General features: G+C 61.2%; 12 protein-coding genes. 9 read left to right on the top strand and 3 right to left on the bottom strand.

The annotated features are described in order from the left end of the window. Positions 1–70: 70 nt before the first annotated feature. Together egtB and egtD are read left to right on the top strand one after the other, a co-directional pair. Positions 71–1,366, top strand: coding sequence for an ergothioneine biosynthesis protein EgtB (egtB, locus tag DL240_RS07095; protein ID WP_111729163.1), 1,296 nt, complete (start codon positions 71–73; stop codon positions 1,364–1,366). 54 nt (positions 1,367–1,420) lie between these two features. Next, positions 1,421–2,383 (top strand): L-histidine N(alpha)-methyltransferase, encoded by a 963-nt coding sequence (gene egtD / locus DL240_RS07090; RefSeq protein ID WP_111729162.1) that lies wholly within the window; start codon positions 1,421–1,423, stop codon positions 2,381–2,383. Positions 2,384–2,391: 8 nt separating this feature from the next. Here the strand turns inward: egtD and DL240_RS07085 are convergent, their stop codons facing one another. Next, positions 2,392–3,318 (bottom strand): hypothetical protein, encoded by a 927-nt coding sequence (locus DL240_RS07085; protein ID WP_111729161.1) that lies wholly within the window; start codon positions 3,316–3,318, stop codon positions 2,392–2,394. 4 nt (positions 3,319–3,322) lie between these two features. Then, the gene (locus DL240_RS07080; RefSeq protein WP_146618156.1) at positions 3,323–4,348 is read right to left on the bottom strand and encodes a hypothetical protein; all 1,026 of its coding nucleotides are present in this window, start codon (positions 4,346–4,348) and stop codon (positions 3,323–3,325) included. A gap of 194 nt (positions 4,349–4,542) precedes the next feature. Here DL240_RS07080 and DL240_RS07075 point away from each other — a divergent pair, with 194 nt between their 5' ends. The 7 genes from DL240_RS07075 (at position 4,543) to rnz (ending at position 14,316) form a co-directional block, all read left to right on the top strand. Continuing rightward, positions 4,543–5,331, top strand: a complete 789-nt coding sequence (locus tag DL240_RS07075) for a hypothetical protein (protein WP_111729159.1) — start codon at positions 4,543–4,545, stop codon at positions 5,329–5,331. 93 nt (positions 5,332–5,424) lie between these two features. Next, positions 5,425–6,987, top strand: a complete 1,563-nt coding sequence (locus tag DL240_RS07070) for a GspE/PulE/PilB domain-containing protein (RefSeq protein ID WP_111729158.1) — start codon at positions 5,425–5,427, stop codon at positions 6,985–6,987. Between the two features lie 171 nt (positions 6,988–7,158). Then, positions 7,159–7,491 (top strand): HesB/IscA family protein, encoded by a 333-nt coding sequence (locus tag DL240_RS07065; protein ID WP_111729157.1) that lies wholly within the window; start codon positions 7,159–7,161, stop codon positions 7,489–7,491. Between the two features lie 191 nt (positions 7,492–7,682). Next, on the top strand, positions 7,683–9,350 hold the full coding sequence (locus tag DL240_RS07060) for a hypothetical protein (protein ID WP_111729156.1): 1,668 nt from the start codon (positions 7,683–7,685) through the stop codon (positions 9,348–9,350). Positions 9,351–9,453: 103 nt separating this feature from the next. Next, positions 9,454–12,273 carry a DNA polymerase I gene (polA, locus tag DL240_RS07055; RefSeq protein ID WP_199589763.1) on the top strand — a complete coding sequence of 940 codons (2,820 nt, stop codon included), beginning with the start codon at positions 9,454–9,456 and terminating at the stop codon, positions 12,271–12,273. Positions 12,274–12,621: 348 nt separating this feature from the next. After that, positions 12,622–13,089 carry a thioredoxin-dependent thiol peroxidase gene (gene bcp / locus DL240_RS07050; RefSeq protein ID WP_111729155.1) on the top strand — a complete coding sequence of 156 codons (468 nt, stop codon included), beginning with the start codon at positions 12,622–12,624 and terminating at the stop codon, positions 13,087–13,089. 303 nt (positions 13,090–13,392) lie between these two features. Beyond that, the gene (gene rnz / locus DL240_RS07045; protein ID WP_111729154.1) at positions 13,393–14,316 is read left to right on the top strand and encodes a ribonuclease Z; all 924 of its coding nucleotides are present in this window, start codon (positions 13,393–13,395) and stop codon (positions 14,314–14,316) included. A 313-nt stretch (positions 14,317–14,629) separates the two neighbouring features. Here rnz and DL240_RS07040 read toward each other — a convergent pair whose 3' ends face one another. Further along, the gene (locus DL240_RS07040; RefSeq protein WP_111729153.1) at positions 14,630–17,620 is read right to left on the bottom strand and encodes an MXAN_5808 family serine peptidase; all 2,991 of its coding nucleotides are present in this window, start codon (positions 17,618–17,620) and stop codon (positions 14,630–14,632) included. Positions 17,621–17,778 lie beyond the last annotated feature (158 nt).

Genomic DNA, 17,778 nt, shown 5'->3' with positions numbered 1-17,778 from the left:
TTGCCCGCGAGCAACCCGCTCTTAGCTTGCCTGTACTTTAGAACAGCAGGCCCTTGTCCCGGGAGCTCGTATGCGTGGGGAAACCACCCGTCGCCCGGCCACCGATCGTACACCACCGATCGATGCGCTGGTCGATCGATACCATCTTGTACGCCAGACCACCGAAGAGCTCTGCGCGCCGATCTCTGTCGAGGCTCAACTCGTTCAGTCCATGCCCGAGGCAAGCCCCACGAAATGGCACCGCGCTCACACATCCTGGTTCTTTGAAACCTTTATCCTGACCCCGCACCTGCCCGATTATCGCCCCTTCGACGAGCGATTCTCCCTCCTGTTTAACTCCTACTACAAAGGCGTCGGTCCCTACGTTCCACGCCAGCAACGTGGCACCCTCGCTCATCCCAGCTGCGAAACCATCTCGACCTACCGGCGCCACATCGACGCGGCACTCACCACCCTTGTCGAACGCCATCCCCAACGCGCCGCGCAGGCCGCGGCACTCATTGAAATCGGTCTGGAACACGAACGCCAACATCAAGAACTCATCCTCACCGACATCAAACATGCGCTGGGCACCCACCCCCTTCAACCGACCTATCTCCCGCAATCCCCGCCGACGTCCCGGGAGCATCTCACGCCCCTGCGCTGGCTCAACTACAGCGGCGGTGTCTATCGCATCGGCCACGGTGACCACTCCGACGCTTTCGCCTTTGATAACGAGAGCCCCCGCCACAGCGTCTTTCTGGAACCCTTCTCTCTGGCTGACCGCCTGACCACCAACGGAGAGTTCCTCAAGTTCATGGAGGACGGCGGCTACCAATCCCCTCACTGGTGGCCCGTACTGGGGTGGGACACCCGGGAACGCGAAGGTTGGCAAGCCCCGCTCTACTGGCAAGCTCATCCCGACGGCTGGCGTACCTATACCCTGGGCGGCCCGCGCCCGCTCAACCTTCATGAACCCGTGTCTCACCTGAGCTACTTCGAAGCCGCCGCCTACGCTCAGTGGGCCGGAGCTCGCCTGCCCACCGAGGCCGAGTGGGAGGTCGCCGCCGCGGCGCTCCCCATAAAAGGCAATCTGCTCGACAGCGGCCTCTATCATCCCCAACCGGCGTCAAATCACGCCTCCGCATCCATGTCCCAGCTCTTCGGCGACCTCTGGGAGTGGACCTCCAGCCCATACACCCCTTACCCGGGCTTCGAACCCTGGGAGGGCATCCTGGGCGAATACAACGCCAAATTCATGTGCAACCAGTTCGTACTTCGCGGGGGCTCCTGCTGCACCGCCGCCGATCACCTGCGTCACACCTACCGCAACTTCTTTCCCCCCGAGGCACGCTGGCAATATTCCGGCCTGCGTCTGGCACGCTGATCCCAATCGCTCAGAGCTACCCTGCTGCGAATACATTCTTTCTGTGAGTCTTTCATGACCCTGGACACGACCCCTATTCCCGAGCCCAATGGGCAGTTTCTTGCCGATGTCATCGACGGGTTAAATCGCCCGCACAAGCAGCTCCCCTGCAAATACCTCTACGATGACCGCGGATCTCAACTCTTCAACGCCATCTGCGAACTCCCCGAATACTATCCAACCCGCGTCGAACTCGCCCTCACCGAGCGCTTTGCCCCCGAGATCGCCCAGCGCGTGGGAGAAAGGGCCAACCTTATTGAGCTAGGCTCCGGTAGCGGCCTCAAAACCCGCACCCTGCTCACTCACCTTGAAGACCCATCGGCCTACATCCCGGTCGACATCTCGCCACACGAACTCAAGCGCTGTGTGCGCGCAATCTCCGAGAGATTCCCCGAGCTTCACGTCGAGCCCGTCGTCGCCGACTACACCTCCGACTGGTCTCTTCCCAGGCTCCCGCGTAGCGCTCGCTCCCTCTTCTATTTTCCCGGCTCCACCATCGGAAACTTCGAGCCGCGCGCCGCACAGACCTTCCTCACCCAACAGGCAGCGCTGGCCGGCGAGCAAGGCGCCCTCCTCATCGGAGTCGATCTCAAAAAAGATCGCGCCATCCTGGAAGCCGCCTACAACGACCGTGCTGGCGTCACCGCAGAGTTCAACCTCAATATATTGCGTCGTATCAACCGCGAGCTCGGCGCAGACTTCGCCCTCCATAACTTCCGCCACCAGGCCGTCTACAATGACCGTGCCGGCCGCATCGAGATGCACCTCATCAGCGAACGTGAGCAACACATCTCACTCGCGCACCACACCATCGCACTGAAGCCCGGCGAATCCATTGTGACGGAGCACTCCTACAAATACGCCATCAACGAATTTGCCGATCTCGCGGAAAACTCAAACTGGCGTACTCGCGCATTCTGGGCCGACCCTCAGGGGCTCTTCAGTCTCTGGTATCTTGAGACCAGCGAACTCCACTGAGAAAGCCTCTACCCCGCATACTCCGGCCGCTTCTCGCGGCCTTCACCAAACGCATCGGGCATCCCACGGGGCCAGAACACACTGTCATTCGGATATTCATCTATTCTACGCTCTCGCCAGCTGCCCCCATGACGTATCGGCCAGAGCCCTCGCCGCAAGGGCGTCGCTCCCTCTTCAGGCAACGCCAGCAACCGATACTCCATCTCCGGGCTTACAAAACGCTGCTCAATGACCTGTTCCCAGATCGCGGTCTGCAATGTGGCAACATCATGAGGCCTCACAACGTGGTCGCCATCTGCCGGGCCCGTGGGCTCCCGCGTGGCGTCGGCCACATACGTCGCCACCCACTGGCCCTGCTCCTGACGCCACTTCACCGAGAGCCCACGCGACTCCTCCACCGCCGGCTCCACGCGCATCCGCCACTCCATCGCCTTGCCACCGAGTTCCCGAGCCCCCTCCACCCACACCCCGGGCCCCACCTCGCCAGTGGCGTACACCCTCAACACAACTCCCTCCCGCCCCGCACTCTCACTCATAAAGAAACTCAGCTCAAAACGAGTCTCCTCCCGTTTCGGATCAAGCACCATCAGCGCCATCTGCACCGCATCCCCCTGAGCCTGCGGCACATCCAACGACAAGAGCACACGAAAAATCGCATCCCAGGCGTGCTCGCGAAACCCGTCATCCACCACCTCCCAGGCCTCGAACACCACCACATCGTCCTGCCCCTCCATCCCCAGGGGCCACATCTGGCGAGCAGGCACCGCGGTCCAATCCATCCAGGGAGCACGCGTCGACTCCAACCCCAGCAAACCTCCCTTCAACCGCCCCGACGAACGCGGAGCATCCGAAGGCGTCGCGCAGGCAACGGCTCCCAGGGCCAGCCCACCGAACAACATCCACCTCAACCAGTCCCGAAAATGCTGACCATCCATCGCACTACTCCTCACTTCCGAAATCATAGGCCAGACTTACCCCTGCTACCTGACGACGATACGACTCCCCCACACCAAACTCCTGCGCATAAAGATGGTAGCGCACTTCCACCTCCCAGCGACGTCCCACTCGCCGAGCAAGCGCGACCCCGAGCGCATTGCGATTCTCATCATCCAGCACAAAAGTCTCGTCGATCAGCACCGGATCTTCGTAACGGGTGCGCTGCACCTCGGCCCGCAGCGATACGAAGAGCTCCCAGGGCCCCGGCACGGTCAACTCCAGCTCCGCCTGATGCCGATTCAACGCCTGTCCATACGAATTGGAACGGTTGCGCTGATACGCGTATCCCAGCTCAGCGATCCACCACCAACGATGCGTCAGTCCCAGTCGGACCACATCAAACACATCCCGACGCCTCTCTCCGTCCCCCCAATCCAATGTCCGCGTTGCATCCAGTACCAGCGGCGCAACCTCAAATCCTCGCCAGCTCCGCATCCAGCTGGCATCCAGCAACAGATCGTCGCGCGCCCGCAGCGCCCCTCCCACCTGCACGACAGCCCCCTGGCTGCTCACCTCCGGCTGCGGCTTGAACCCGAAGAAGCGAAACCCACCGCCAACCCGCCCCTGAAATGGACCACCGGTATAACTGAGCTGAACCTGCGTCCCCCCGCGGGTGTAATCGCGCAGACTGACCCTTTCACTGCGATCTTTGACATCCCCCATCACTCGGAGCGCAACCCCCGAATCCCACCAGCGCGATGCCATAAGAAGTCCGGCACTTACAAAGGCATCGGCATCTCGCTCCCCAAAAAACACCTTGCCGCCATGCTGCATGCGCCCCAGCACCCGCCCCCGCACACCAACCGGCGCCTCCAACTCCAACTCCCCATAATAGCGCATCAGCCCATCCGCCTCCCCCCCATCCCCTTCCCGTCGATACGGGTTATCATCCAGCTCCCCGCTCGCACGCACCTTCCCCTCCCAGCGCACCTCCTGAGCCTGAGCAGGCTGCACAACAGTCACAGTCAACACGAGCATCCATAATAACCCGCGCATCCCCCGGTTTGAGTTCGCCCATGGCGAGCACTCCTTGATGGCAACCACCCTCAACTCATCCTATGCTGGCTCCGTAAGACCTTTACCGGATACCTTCCTCGCTTCAGATTTCGCTTCTCAGACCCCAGACGACCATGTTCCCTGGCGCTTTTCAACGCTCCCTCGTCATGTTCCTTTTCTTCGGCGCGCTTTTTGTCCTGGTGGGCTGCCCCCGGCAGATCCCTCCCCCCGACAACGCCCTCGAAGACCCGTCGGAGCTTCGCGCCGCGATTGAACAGCGTCACGCTCATATCGATGACGCACGCTTCAAAGAAGTCACCCTGGAGTACTTCGGAGATGGCGAACGCGTCCGCGTACGCCAGCTTATCCTCGTGCAAAAGCCGGCCAGTCTGCGCGTACAAACACGCCTGCCAGGCTCTGATGAGATCCTCAACCTCCTGGTTAGCGATGGCACGACTTTCGCCATGCACCAGCGTGATACCAATGACTTTTATACCGGCGCCCCCACCCGCGAGAACATCAACCGCCTGCTCCCGGTAGATCTCTCCGGCGCCGACGTCGTCCGGGTGATGCTCGGAGGCGCTCCCTGGGACCGCTTCAACAGCGAACCCGGCACCGACACCCTCGCCTGGGATCGACGCCGGGGCCTCTATCAACTGAGCCGCCAGACCACCTCCGGCGGTACCCTCTCCCTCTTTGTTCGACACACCGATTTTGCCGTCATCGAAGTCCTCGAACAGGACGCCGAAGAACGCGCCCTCTACCACTACACCACCGATGGGTGGCGTGACCTGGGCGGGCTCGCCCTCCCCGCATTTCGCCGCTTCGTCTGGCCGGACCGTAATCTTGACTTCTCACTGGATGTACGTGAGACTCAACTTAACATTTCGCTGCAACAACGCCTGTTTATGCTTGCGCCGCCCGCCGGAAGTCGCATCATCGAAGTCAATGGCTGAGCCCCTTACCACCAGGCTCCGCCCACCGTTGCGACACCGCCTTCTCCCCTCCTGAGGCCGCGCCCCTCCTCCGCTACCAGGACAGCGTTCTCAATGATTGACGACGCCCAGCTTATCCCCCAGCTGCTGGCCGCGGGCCTGGTCGACCAGGCCCGTCTTCAACGCGGCCTGCGCCTCGCCCAACAAGAGGCTGCTTCCCTCTACGACGTCTTAATCTTCCACGGGCTTGTTGAAGAAAGCTCCGTGGTAGAGATCGCCTCCAGCCTCCTGAATGTCCCCTGCGTCCACCTGGAAAACACCGCGATCAGCCTGGAGATGGCCCATCAAGTCCCCCTTGCCATTGCTCGCCACAGTCGCACCCTGCCGCTGAGATTCATCGAAGACGGTGATAACCGGGTTCTCCTCCTGGCGATGGCCGACCCCATCGATGTGATGGCCATGGACGAGATCGCCAGTCATACCGGCGTCAATATTCGACCGGTGCTCGTGGGACCGGCAGACCTGCGTCGCGCCATCGAAGAGCTCTACGCTCGCGCCGACGCACAAGAAGACCCCCTGCCCAAACCCACCACCGTCGAGCATCACAGCGGACTCTTTGCCGCCTTCGATCAGCCTGAAAGCTCCCCGGTCATCGACGACGCGATCCTCGAATTGGACGCCCCCATAGTCCCGCCTCCCAACGCCGGCGCCGACGACAGCTGGGCAGCCTTTTTCGATAACGCTCAAGATCTGGGCGCGGAGGAAAGCTCGGTGATCTCACAGGAGATGCGAGACCGGCCGCCCACCGACGTCTTTGAAGTCGTCGACGACGATCTCGAAGAACTCGATATCGAGGCCGGGTTCGACTTTGGCGTCGAACCTCTGCCCTCCCTCCTCGAAGAGTCCGTAGGCACCTCCCTGGGCCACGCCCTGCCACTTGAGGAATGGGAACTCGACGAGGACTTCGACTCTCCGGCCCCGAGGACTCCCGATTCCGACCTCTCCCGGCCTCCGACAGGCTTCACCCAGGACGAAGCAAACCGCACTCAGATGGGGCTGGGACTCCGCGGCCTGGGACTCAACTTTAACGCCCCCGCCGACGACGACGAGGAAATGCCCCTGCGCACCCTCGACGTAGAGTTACTCTCCATTGAAGAAGAACTCGACGCCCCGGAAGACGAAGCGATTCCTCCACTCCCCGACAGCGAAGTCGAAGAAAACGACCGCGATGACCAGGCCGCCGGGGATGAATGTGACGCACAGGCCGTCGAGTCCCCGGACCAACGTCCCTCGTTATCTCTCCAGGAGAAGCTCTCACAGAAGCAGCCCATCTCTCAAAGCATCCGCGACGCACTCCAAAAGCACGCCCCCGATAAAAAAGACAACGCCCCCACAAACGCCTCCTCCTCACCCCAGAAGCCCGACGAACGTGACGCCAGCAACACGCTGGGACGCATTCAAGTCAAACGCATCGCCGTACCCCGCTTTGGCGGCGCCATCGAAAAACGCAGCGACCTGAGCACCACCCCCGTCGAAGACCAGGACTCCGACGGCCTGAGCATCCCCGACGATATCGACGCTGCCATCCTTGCCCGAGCAGCCCTCAAGTTGCTCGTCGAGCACAACCTGGTCAGCGCGGAAGACGTCCAGGCACTCATAAACAGACTTCGCAGCTAACGCCTGCTTTCCGCCCGCCGCCCCCGTGGAATGCCTGCTTGCCAGCAGACGTTTTGTGGCTGTGACCTGCCTTGACGCCATCCCGGCTCAATCTTAACTTTCACGATGACGCCCACAGGCGTACCCCATACCACTATCGACGATCCCCGGTGGTTTTTCTCAGGAGCATCTATGATCGGCATTACCCCCCTGGCCGCAGAAAAAGCACGCAAAATGATGTTGGACAACAACCTCTCTCCGGAGTCCTCCAATGGCATCCGCATCGGTGTAAAATCCGGCGGCTGCTCCGGGCTCAACTACGTGCTCGACATCGTCGACAGCCCCTCCGACAACGATCGCGTCTTTGAACGCAACGGCGTCAAGGTCTACTGCGACCCGCGCAGCTACCTCTACCTCAACGGTACCGAGATCGACTTCGAAGACTCGGTGATGGGCGGAGGGTTCAAGTTCAACAACCCCAACGCCCGCCGCTCCTGCGGCTGCGGCACAAGTTTCGCGGTCTGATCGAACGCCTGGCACCCGGACTCGGCTGCACATCCCTGATCGAACGCCTGGCACCTGAACTCGGCTGCACATCCCTGATCGAACGCCTGGCACCTGAACTCGGCGTCTCGACACGATCACCCAATCGAGTCATGTTTAAGAGCGCAGCCTCCGGGCTGCGCTCTTTTCGTTTCTCCTGATGAGCCCTCCCGATGCGCCGCGTTCTTCCTCTTCTCCAGCGCCCCCTCGTCTATCGTAGCGCGATCGGACTCTATGTCCTGATCATGATCAGCCTGATCACCGCCTCGGTCGCGATCGGGAACCGCGATGTGCGTTCCGCGCTCTACCTCACCGGTTCATCCACCTGGCAGCCCCATCAACCCCAGGCCTTACGCGCGCTTTTCTTCGACGCGGCCGTCGGCACCAATCTGGCGCCCGACCACTTTGAAGTGCACTGGAACACCCCGAACGCTCCCCCCCTGGCTAAGGGCGAAGCCGGCCCCGGCTACTTTATTCACCTGAACATTCCCCCGATCGATCGCCTGGCACCCGAACAACATGACTCCGAACAACACGAGGTCTGCGCCCTGGCAAAGCGCGATACCTTTCCCGATATGAGAGCCTGCTGGGAGGTCGACCTTCTCCCACCGGCAGAGACCCTCGACGAAGCACTAAATCGAGCCATCGGTACGACGACCTCCCGTGACCCAAACCAGCACACTCGCCACCCCGTACTTCAAGACGACAATCCCGCCTCCGAGCTCGTATTGCAGCTGGGTCCGGCCGACGGAGAACTCGTGCGCAGCCTGCCCGACCGCATCTGGCTCCGCGTGCTCGAACGCTCGTCCGGGGCCCCGGTGCAGGCCCGCATCGAACTCACGCGAGTACGCGGCCTGGCTCAGGGCCCGCTGACAACATCCCTGACCACCGATCCTCTCGGGCTGGCCAGCCTCGATCTGACCGTCCTCACCGAACTCGAACTCACCGCTCGCCTCTACCACCTCGATGAGGAGCTCTCCCCCGAGGCTTCTCCCCGGGAACCCGCAACCTTTACGCTCCGCCTGACCACCGTCCCCGCCCAGCTCTCCCTCGCTCTGCCCAAACCCTACATCGTCGCCGGAGAGCCCCTGGAAGGCCTGGTCCACACCATCCGTCCCGGCGCCCCCTTTATGGCCGACCTCTTCGAGGGCACCTCGATGATCGCGGCCAATGCCTACGGAACTTCACAGAGTCGCGGTGGCTTCTCCCTTCCCACCCCTCCGACCGATCAAATCGGCCCCCTGGCCCGCGTCCAGGTCTACTCGAGCTTCTTCAATCCCGGAGACGCCTGGGACGTCGCTCACGTCCTGGTACTCGACGACAACAGCTCACAAACCCTCTTCCGCACCACCTTAGCCCTGCTCCAACATCTCCAAGAACTCGAGCCTAATGCTCACTGGGCCCCTCTCATCGCTCGCCTTCAGGAGCCCTCCTACCGCAAATTCCAGAGCCTTGACCGCCTCCGCCCGCTGCTCACCTATGCGCTGAGCCGACTTCCACGGGACTTCTACGCTCCCCAGCCGCTGCTCAACACCCGGCAGCAAGACCGCCAGGCCCTGCAGCTCTGGAAAGATGAGCTTCAACAAGACCTCTACCGCATGATGCTCCTGGTCTTCGGCTTGGGCCTGCTGATCGTCTGCTACTTCGTGCTGCTCGGCGTACGCCGCCACCGCCATGAAAGTCGTCTACTGGCGGAAGTCGAGCTGGAACTCGAGGGCCCGATCCACACCAACCGCGCCGCCAAACTCGAAGACCTCGTCACCATGATTCAGGTCATCATTGTCCTGGCCACCGCCGCCCTCTTCGGCCTTGGAATCATCCTGGTCGTCAGCTATCTATGAGCCACACAGGGCCTTGAGGAGCGCACGCTTCACGCGTCAGTCTCCCCCCCTTGGCGCTCCCCCTGAAGTAGCCTTTTTTCCCTCCCATGTTGCAGGATCTCCGATGCCCAAGACGCCCGAAGATACCCCCCAGTTGAGTTTCGCTGACCTGGCCCAACACACCAACCTGGACGGCAAAACCCTCTACTTGGTCGACGGCTCCTCGTACATTTACCGGGCATTCTACGCGATCCGTAACCTCTCCAACTCCTCCGGGATGCCAACCAACGCCATCTACGGATTCACCCAGATGCTCAAAAAGCTCATCGAAGACGAGGACCCAGACCTCATCGCGGTGACCTTCGACGCCTTTGACGCCGACGAGCACACCTTCCGCAAAAAGCTCTACGACGACTACAAAGCCAACCGCAGCGCAATGCCCGACGAACTGCGCATTCAGATCCCCTACTTCCGAAAAGTCGTCGAAGCACTCAACATCCCCATCATGGAGCAGGCCGGCGTGGAGGCCGATGACCTCATCGCCACGGCCACCCTTCAGGCACGCGACATCGGCCTCGGGGTGTGCATCATCAGCGCCGACAAAGATCTGATGCAGCTCCTGGGCGATGGCGTCACCATGCTCGATACCATGCGCGGACGCCGCTACTCGCCAGATGACGTCATGGAGCGCTTTGCCGTCACCCCCGACCGCGTCAAGTACGTGCTGGCCCTGGCCGGGGATACCTCCGACAACATTCCGGGCGTGCCCGGCATTGGCGAAAAAACCGGGGGCAAACTCATCGCCGAATTCGGCGACCTGGAGACTCTCCTGGCCAATATCGACAAGGTCTCCGGTAAAAAACGCAAAGAAAACCTCACCGAATTCGCCGATCAGGCGCGCCTGAGCCTGGAGCTAGTGACGCTGCGCGAAGACTGCCCCATCATCTTCGACACCGAGCACCTGCACCTCTCCCCACCCAACTTCCAGGCCCTCACCGAACTCTTCCACGAGCTGGAATTTGAGAGCGTCCTCCAAGACCTCAACCGCTGGTTCAAGGCCCGGGGCTGGCTGGACGACCGCACCATCGAAGATCTCAAAGACAGCCTGCGCGACGAAGAAATCACCCGCACCGACGAAGAGCGCAAAGATTACAGCGCCATCTATACCCTCGAAGCACTCGACGCCCTCCTCGCCGACATTAAAGCCGCCGGCCGGGTTGCCTTTGACCTCGAAACCACCAGCGTTGATCCGCTCCAGGCTCGCATCGTCGGGATGTCCTTTGCCTACAAACCCAACCACGGCGTCTATATACCGGTCGCCCACACCTACGAAGGCGCCCCCGAACAACTCAGCCTGAAGGTCGTGCTAGAACGTGTGGCTCCGCTCCTCGAAGACCCCGACTTCCCGAAGATCGGCCAGCACTACAAATACGAATGGCTGGTACTTAAACGCCACGGCGTGGCCTTCCGGGGCGTGACCTTCGACACCATGCTCATGAGCTACGTGCTCGATCCGGGTAAAAACTCCCACGGACTCGACACCATCGCCTTCGACTTCCTGCACCACCGTAACATCAAGTTCACTGATGTCGCCGGGCGCGGGAAAAATCAGCTCACCTTTGACCAGGTCCCCCTCGAAAAGGCCACGCCCTACGCCAGCGAAGACGCCGACATCACTCTGATGGCCTGCGACGTCCTCCTGAAACAGCTCCAGGAAGAGCCTAAGCTGCTTGAACTCCACAACTCGCTCGAGATTCCCCTCTCCCGGGTACTCGGCATCATGGAGCTCAACGGCGTGAAGGTCGACTGCGACATCCTTCGCCTGCTCAGCCAGGAGTTCGAGGTTGAACTCGAGAAACTTCAAGACGAAATCAACGTCCTCGCCGGAGGGGAGGTCAACCCGAACAGCCCGACGCAACTGCGAGAAGTTCTGTTTGAGCGCCTGGAACTCCCGGTTAAAAAACGAACCAAGACCGGCCCCTCCACCGATCAGAGCGTGCTGGAGCAGCTCTCCGAGCTTCACCCGCTACCGCGCCTTATCCTCGAGTACCGCTCCTTTTCTAAACTCAAGGGCACCTATGTGGATGCGCTGCCGGAACTGATCCACGAAGAAACCGGGCGCATTCATACCGACTTTAACCAGGCCGTGGCCGCCACCGGACGTCTGTCTTCTTCAAACCCCAACCTGCAAAACATCCCCATCCGCACCGACCGTGGACGTGAAATCCGACGCGCCTTCATCGCCGACGAGGGGCACCTACTCCTGGCCGCGGACTACTCCCAGATCGAGCTGCGAATCATGGCTCACCTCTCCGGCGATCCCGTCCTTCTCGAGGCCTACCACAACGGTCAGGACATCCACGCCCTGACCGCCTCCCAGATCTTTGACGTCGCACTCGACACGGTCACCTCCGAGCAGCGGCGAGCCGGCAAGACGATCAACTTCGGCGTGATGTACGGCATGGGACCTCGACGACTGGCCCGTGACCTGGACATCTCCATGCCCGAGGCCAAGAGCTACATCGACAACTATTTTGAACGCTACAAAGGGGTGGCTGCCTACTTCGAAAAACTCGTGGCAGACGCCGTGGAGACCGGCTACGCCCTGACGATGTTCGGGCGTAAACGCCTGCTACCCACCCTGGAAAACAAGGGCGCGGGACGCGCCTTTGCCGAACGAGCCGCCATCAACACCCCCATCCAGGGCACCGCCGCCGATATCATCAAGCTGGCCATGATCGACATTCAAAAGCGCATCGAAAAGGAGCACTGGCCGGCGCGCATGCTCCTACAGGTGCACGATGAGCTGATCTTCGAGATTGCTGAAGACGCCATGGCGGAACTCCGCCCGAAAATCTGCTCCATGATGGAAGATATCGTCTCGCTGAACGCTCCCCTGATCGTCGAAAGCGGCGTAGGCAAAAACTGGCTTGATGCCAAATAACCTGCGCACACGATCAGGCATGTCGAGCACCCGGGCGAATGTTTTCTCGTGCCATGGGTTGGATGCCTGGAAGCATCACCCGGTCGGGGCATCCAACCCGGCGCTTGCCAGACACGTCTTCTGAAACAGCCGTCATTCCTCGTATCGGTACCGGGTGTCAGACGACCGATCGGCGGTACCGGGTGCCAGACGACCGATCGGCGGTACCGGGTGCCAGACGACCGATCGGCAGACTCGCCACCTGATCTTCGCAAACAGGTGCCTGGCGAGCGATCGTCTGGCCACCTGCCTACCCGCGCATTCTCTTTCAATGTGTCTTTTCAACCCTAACCAGTGGAGTACCCTGCCATGGCCAAAAACCCCAAACTCTCCGTAGGCGACAACGCCCCCGACTTCACGCTCCCCTCCGATACCGAAGGTGAGGTGAGCCTCTCGGCTCTCCAGGGCCAGAAGTTCGTCCTGTACTTCTACCCCAAAGATATGACCCCGGGTTGCACCAAGCAGGCCTGCGACTTCCGCGATAACCTGGATGCCTTCGCCCAGAAGGGCTACGCCGTCTACGGCGTCTCGCCAGACCCGGTCGAGCGCCACGCGAAGTTTCGCGAGAAGCACGACCTGAACTTCCCGCTGCTCGCCGACACCGATCACCAGGTGGCCGAGGCCTTCGGCGTCTGGCGCGAGAAGACCAACTACGGGCGCACCTACGAGGGACTGGTGCGCTCAACCTTCTTTGTCGATGCCGATGGTAAGATTGAGGCTATTCACGACAACGTGCGCGCGACCGGTCACGTCGGCCGACTGATTCGTGACCTCTAAAGCCTCCTCCCGATGCGCCGGACGCCTGCGTCCGGCGCATCGGCCGGACCATCTTGAACAAGCATCAGCTGAGACGTTCTGTGAACGGTCGCCTGGCACCCCGGCTTGCCGCGGCCGTTCTACGAACGGTTGCCTGGCACCCGAGAGCCCCTGGGAGCGTAGCGCATCACTTTTGCGCGATGTGAACAGAAGGCTCTCGCCAGTGGTTGACCCTCCTGCGACGATGGTCCATGGTGGCCGCCCCCTCGCGCCGGCCCGTCGACGCGACCATCTCTTGTGTTTCTGGCAACCAAGCATCAATCCATGTCCATTCAGATCGTTTTCCTTGGGACGGGCAGCGGCAAGCCTATGCCGCAGCGAAATGTCTCCTCGGTCGCCCTCTTTCGAGAGGGCGAACTCTTTTTATTCGACTGCGGAGAAGCCACGCAGCTGCAGCTAACCCGATCGGGACTGCGGCCCGGGGCGATTCGAGCGATCTTCTTGAGCCACTTCCACGGCGACCATGTCAACGGCCTGCCCGGGCTCATCGGTTCGCTCACGCTCAATCAACGCGAAGAGGCGCTCGACATTTACGGACCGCGAGGGCTGCGACGCTGGTTCAAAACGCTGCACGAGCTCCATATCCTCCGCCCGGGATTCCGCGTACGCCTGCACGAGGTCGCCGGCCCGGGTAAGGTCTTTGAAGGCGACGGATTTCATGTCGCCACTCAAGCGCTGAACCACCGCGTGGAGACCTGGGGCTATACCCTGATTGAAGATCAACGCCCCGGTCGTTTTGACCTCGAACAGGCCCGTGAACTCGGCATCCCCTCCGGCCCACTCTTTGGTCGACTTCAGCGAGGGGAAACCATCACCCTGAGCGACGGTCGCCAGATCACCCCCTCACAGGTCCTGGGACCGGCACGCCCCGGGTTAAAGATCGCCTACTGCTGCGACACCATCCCCTGTGAAGGGGCGCTTGAACTGGCCCGCGATGCCGATCTGGTCATTCATGAAGCCACCTACGTTGCCGGCGAGGAACGTAGTGCCCATCAAAGAGGCCACTCCACCTCCGCAGACGCTGCGCGCTGCGCGCGCGAAGCAGGGGCTCAGCGGCTGATTTTGACGCATATCTCTCAAAAGCACCTCGACCTCCACGAAGTACTCCGAGGAGCTCGTTCGATCTTCCCCAACACCGAGATCGCCAGAGACCTGGCCGAATTCAGCGTTGAGCGAAAGGATCAGTAAGCCCAGAGCACGCCTCACATCGCCTGGCACCGACACACAGCCTCGGTTCGAACGCCTGGCACCAGAACTCGCACGGCCTCAGTCCGAACACCTGGCACCCAGACGCAGCCTCAGTTCGAACACCTGGCACCCAGACGCAGCCTCAGTTCGAACGCCTGGCACCAGGACACGGCACCGAGACACGTAGCCTCGGTCCGAACGCCTGGCACCAGGACACGCGCGGCCCCATCTCATCCATACGAAAAAGCCCGGGCTTATTAGCCCGGGCTTTTTCGTGTGATGCAGCAGCCTGACGCACGTCAGGCCACCTGCCTTATTTGGGCTCGCGATAAACGAACACGCTCTCGGTGGTCGACAAGCCGGACTCATCACGGGTGACCAGCGAAATGCGATTCATCCCTTCAAAGAGCGGCACACTGGCATCAAAGCTGACCTCGTCGCTATCGACGCGCTCATAATTGAGTTTGCGCGTCTGCACATCGCGCGGCCCGCCCTGGCGTTGAACCACCATATAGTAGTCCTGAATCAGGGACTCATCACGGATTATGCCCTTGAGCTGCACGTTCGCGCTGGTGGTGAGCATCTGCTCGGGGGCCAGCGACACCAGCGGCTTCTGGAAACGATACCAGCTCGTCACATTTGCCTCCTCAGCGGCCTGTCCCTGCCCCGTGGTCACATCGGAGCGCTCCACCCACACGCCACGCTCCCCAAGTGCAACCTTCACCCAGTCTCCGCTGCGCGCGACGATCGGCAGCTCCGCGCCGGCGGCCAGCTGCGCCACCTGGGCGCTTCGAACATCGGCGCCCACGCGGGCCACCGCCCCTTGCTCGCCTACCAAAGCCACCCCGGAGGCACGCTCCACGTTCGCTCCTTCCTCCACAATCGGAATTTCGAGGAACTTCTGAACGAACTCGCGATAGGCCATGTCGTAGACATCGATCTCCAGCTTCGCGCTCCCGCTCTCGGGCACCCGACGCACTCGGAACTCAAAGTCGATCTGAGTCGAGCCCTGAGCCTCCAGATCGTTGACGGTGCCCCGACCGCGATTCAGGTAAATCGCGTCTCCAGAGAGATTCTTGAGATAAAGCATCACCTCTTCACTCGACACCGCACCAACGTTATCGAGATGCATGCGCAACGTCACCTCTTCGTCGACCTGGAGCAGGCCATCGTCGTTTCCACCGAGAATCTCATACGAGAACGCAAACTGCGGGCGATCCTGACTGGCCACCTGAAGATCGAAGTGATGCTCCCCGGTAAACTCGCGCTCATCATCGCTGACCACAAATTCAATGCGATCATGTCGGCTGACGCTGTCTTTGGGCACCTCCATGGTGACTGCCCATTCTCGGGATTCTCCGGGCTCCACCTTGCCGAAGATGAACTCGCGATGGCGCAGCAGAAGATTGTCGGAACGCGTCAGCGCCTTGACCCGGTACAGCGGCTCGGTGCCCCGGTTGGTAAGCACCGCGGTAAGTTCAACGCTATCGCCAGCCGCCACCGGTCCCGGCTTCGATGCCTGAACCGTTAACTCGTAATCGGCCGTCGCCGGCGACTGCCCATCACTCCAGTCGACTCCCAGCTTGTCCAACTCGCCCTTGATCGAGACCAGCTCGCTATCAAAGACCGTCTGCAACTCGCCCTGAAGCTTATCCAACAGCACCTGACGCCGATATTCTTCGCCCGCTGCAACAAGCAGGCGCTGAGCCAGGCGAATCTCAAAGTCTTCGCGAAACTCATCCGGATTGACGAAGGTCTCCTCGTCCTGCTCCGAGGCCTCTTCATCCAGATAGCGAATCTGGCGCACCACACCACCGGCATCGGGCTGCGTCGAGGGGTTGGCCAGCGACATCGCCAGGTCGCTCTCGCGCTGCATCGACTGCGAGAGGAACATATTGACCGAGTCCGGCGTCACCACCACCGGGATGGTGCGCAGGTCGGGAACAATCCCCTCGTTCTGAATCGAAATGCCCCCCGGCGTCAGGTACTGCGCCACGGTGAGCTTGAGCGCCGAGCTATCCGGAAACTCGTAGAGAATCTGCACGGTGCCCTTACCAAAGGTCGTATCCCCGAGCACCACCGCCCGATCGTTCTTCTGAAGCGCTCCACTGACAATCTCGCTGGCCGAGGCACTCCCGCCGTTCACCAACACGATGATGGGATACTTCGACTCGGTCCCGGCGCGGTTGGCCGATTTGGTCTCGCGCAGCTTATTGCCTACGCCCACCGTGCTCACAATGGTGCCTTCTTCCAGAAAGAGGTCGCTCACCCGAATCGACTGCTCCAACAGCCCGCCCGGGTTGTCGCGCATATCCAGCACCAGGCCCTGCAGCCCGCCCATCTGCTCCTTGAGAAGCGCCAGGTGGTTACGCACGTCACTGTACGTGTTGGCCTGAAAGTTCTTGATGCGCAGGTAGCCCACTTTATCGGCCAGCGCCTTGGAATCGACGCTTTCAATCTTAATGACCGCCCGGGTCACCGTGAACTGGCGCGGCTCCGGCCAGTTGGCGCGTTGAATCCAGAGATCGACATCGGTCCCCGGCTCTCCCCGCAGCAGATTCACCGCTTCGTTGAGATTCATGTTAATGGTCGACTCCTCGCCGATACGCACAATGGTATCCTGAGCCTTGATCCCGCGCTGAGAGGCCGGCGTGCCATCGATCGGGCTGATCACGGTAAGCTGACCGTCGCGTATGGAGATCACAATCCCCAGACCTCCAAAGCGCCCGCCCGTCTGGGTCTGCATCTCTTCGTAATACGTGGGCGGGAGCAGGTTGCTGTGCGGATCGAGGGTCGAGAGCAGCCCGTTGATCGCCGCGTACTCAATCTCCTCATTCTTGCGCTCGGGATCCTCGGGCAGGTTCTGCTCGACAAACAAAAAGATCTCGCGCAGGCGCAGGCTCATCTCCCAGAGACTCTCCATGCCGCTGACCGCGAACTCGCGGCGCTTATCCGCGACCTGAATCTCAACCGTCTCCGGCGTGGTCTCCGAATCGGTGACCTGAGCGCTGAGCACAAACTCCGGAATTTGATTCTGCACCGCCTCTAACGAAGCGATGAGCATCCCGGCCGGCTCAATGCGCTCGGGCTCCACGTAGTTATCTTTAAGCTGCAAGAGCACGCGGTTGAGAATGCGCAGGGACGAGAGCTGATAGGCCCCCTCCTCCCCTTCCTGAGCTGAGACCGTGGCATGGCGCAGATCGAACTGCACGCCCCGCTCCCCCAGCTGCACACTCAATGCAAAAGCAACCGCCACGGCGACCGCCGCTACCACGTAACGGCCCTGTCGTTTCAAAAAACTCATGAATTTCCTGGTCGTCTCCGCTCACGAGAGTCGTGAGCAGGTCACGTTCAAACTCGATAGCCCCGATCATAGGTCAGCGGCGAGTGTGCCGACAACCGCCGAGACCGCCCCCCTGTGGCTCTGCCTTTGTGGTCGCTCGCCGGTGGGATACCCATCAA

It is taken from the genome of Lujinxingia litoralis (genome assembly GCF_003260125.1).
Taxonomy (GTDB): domain Bacteria; phylum Myxococcota_A; class Bradymonadia; order Bradymonadales; family Bradymonadaceae; genus Lujinxingia; species Lujinxingia litoralis.
The sequence above is the reverse complement of the archived record's forward strand: the minus strand, read 5'-3'. Positions and strand labels throughout refer to the sequence as shown.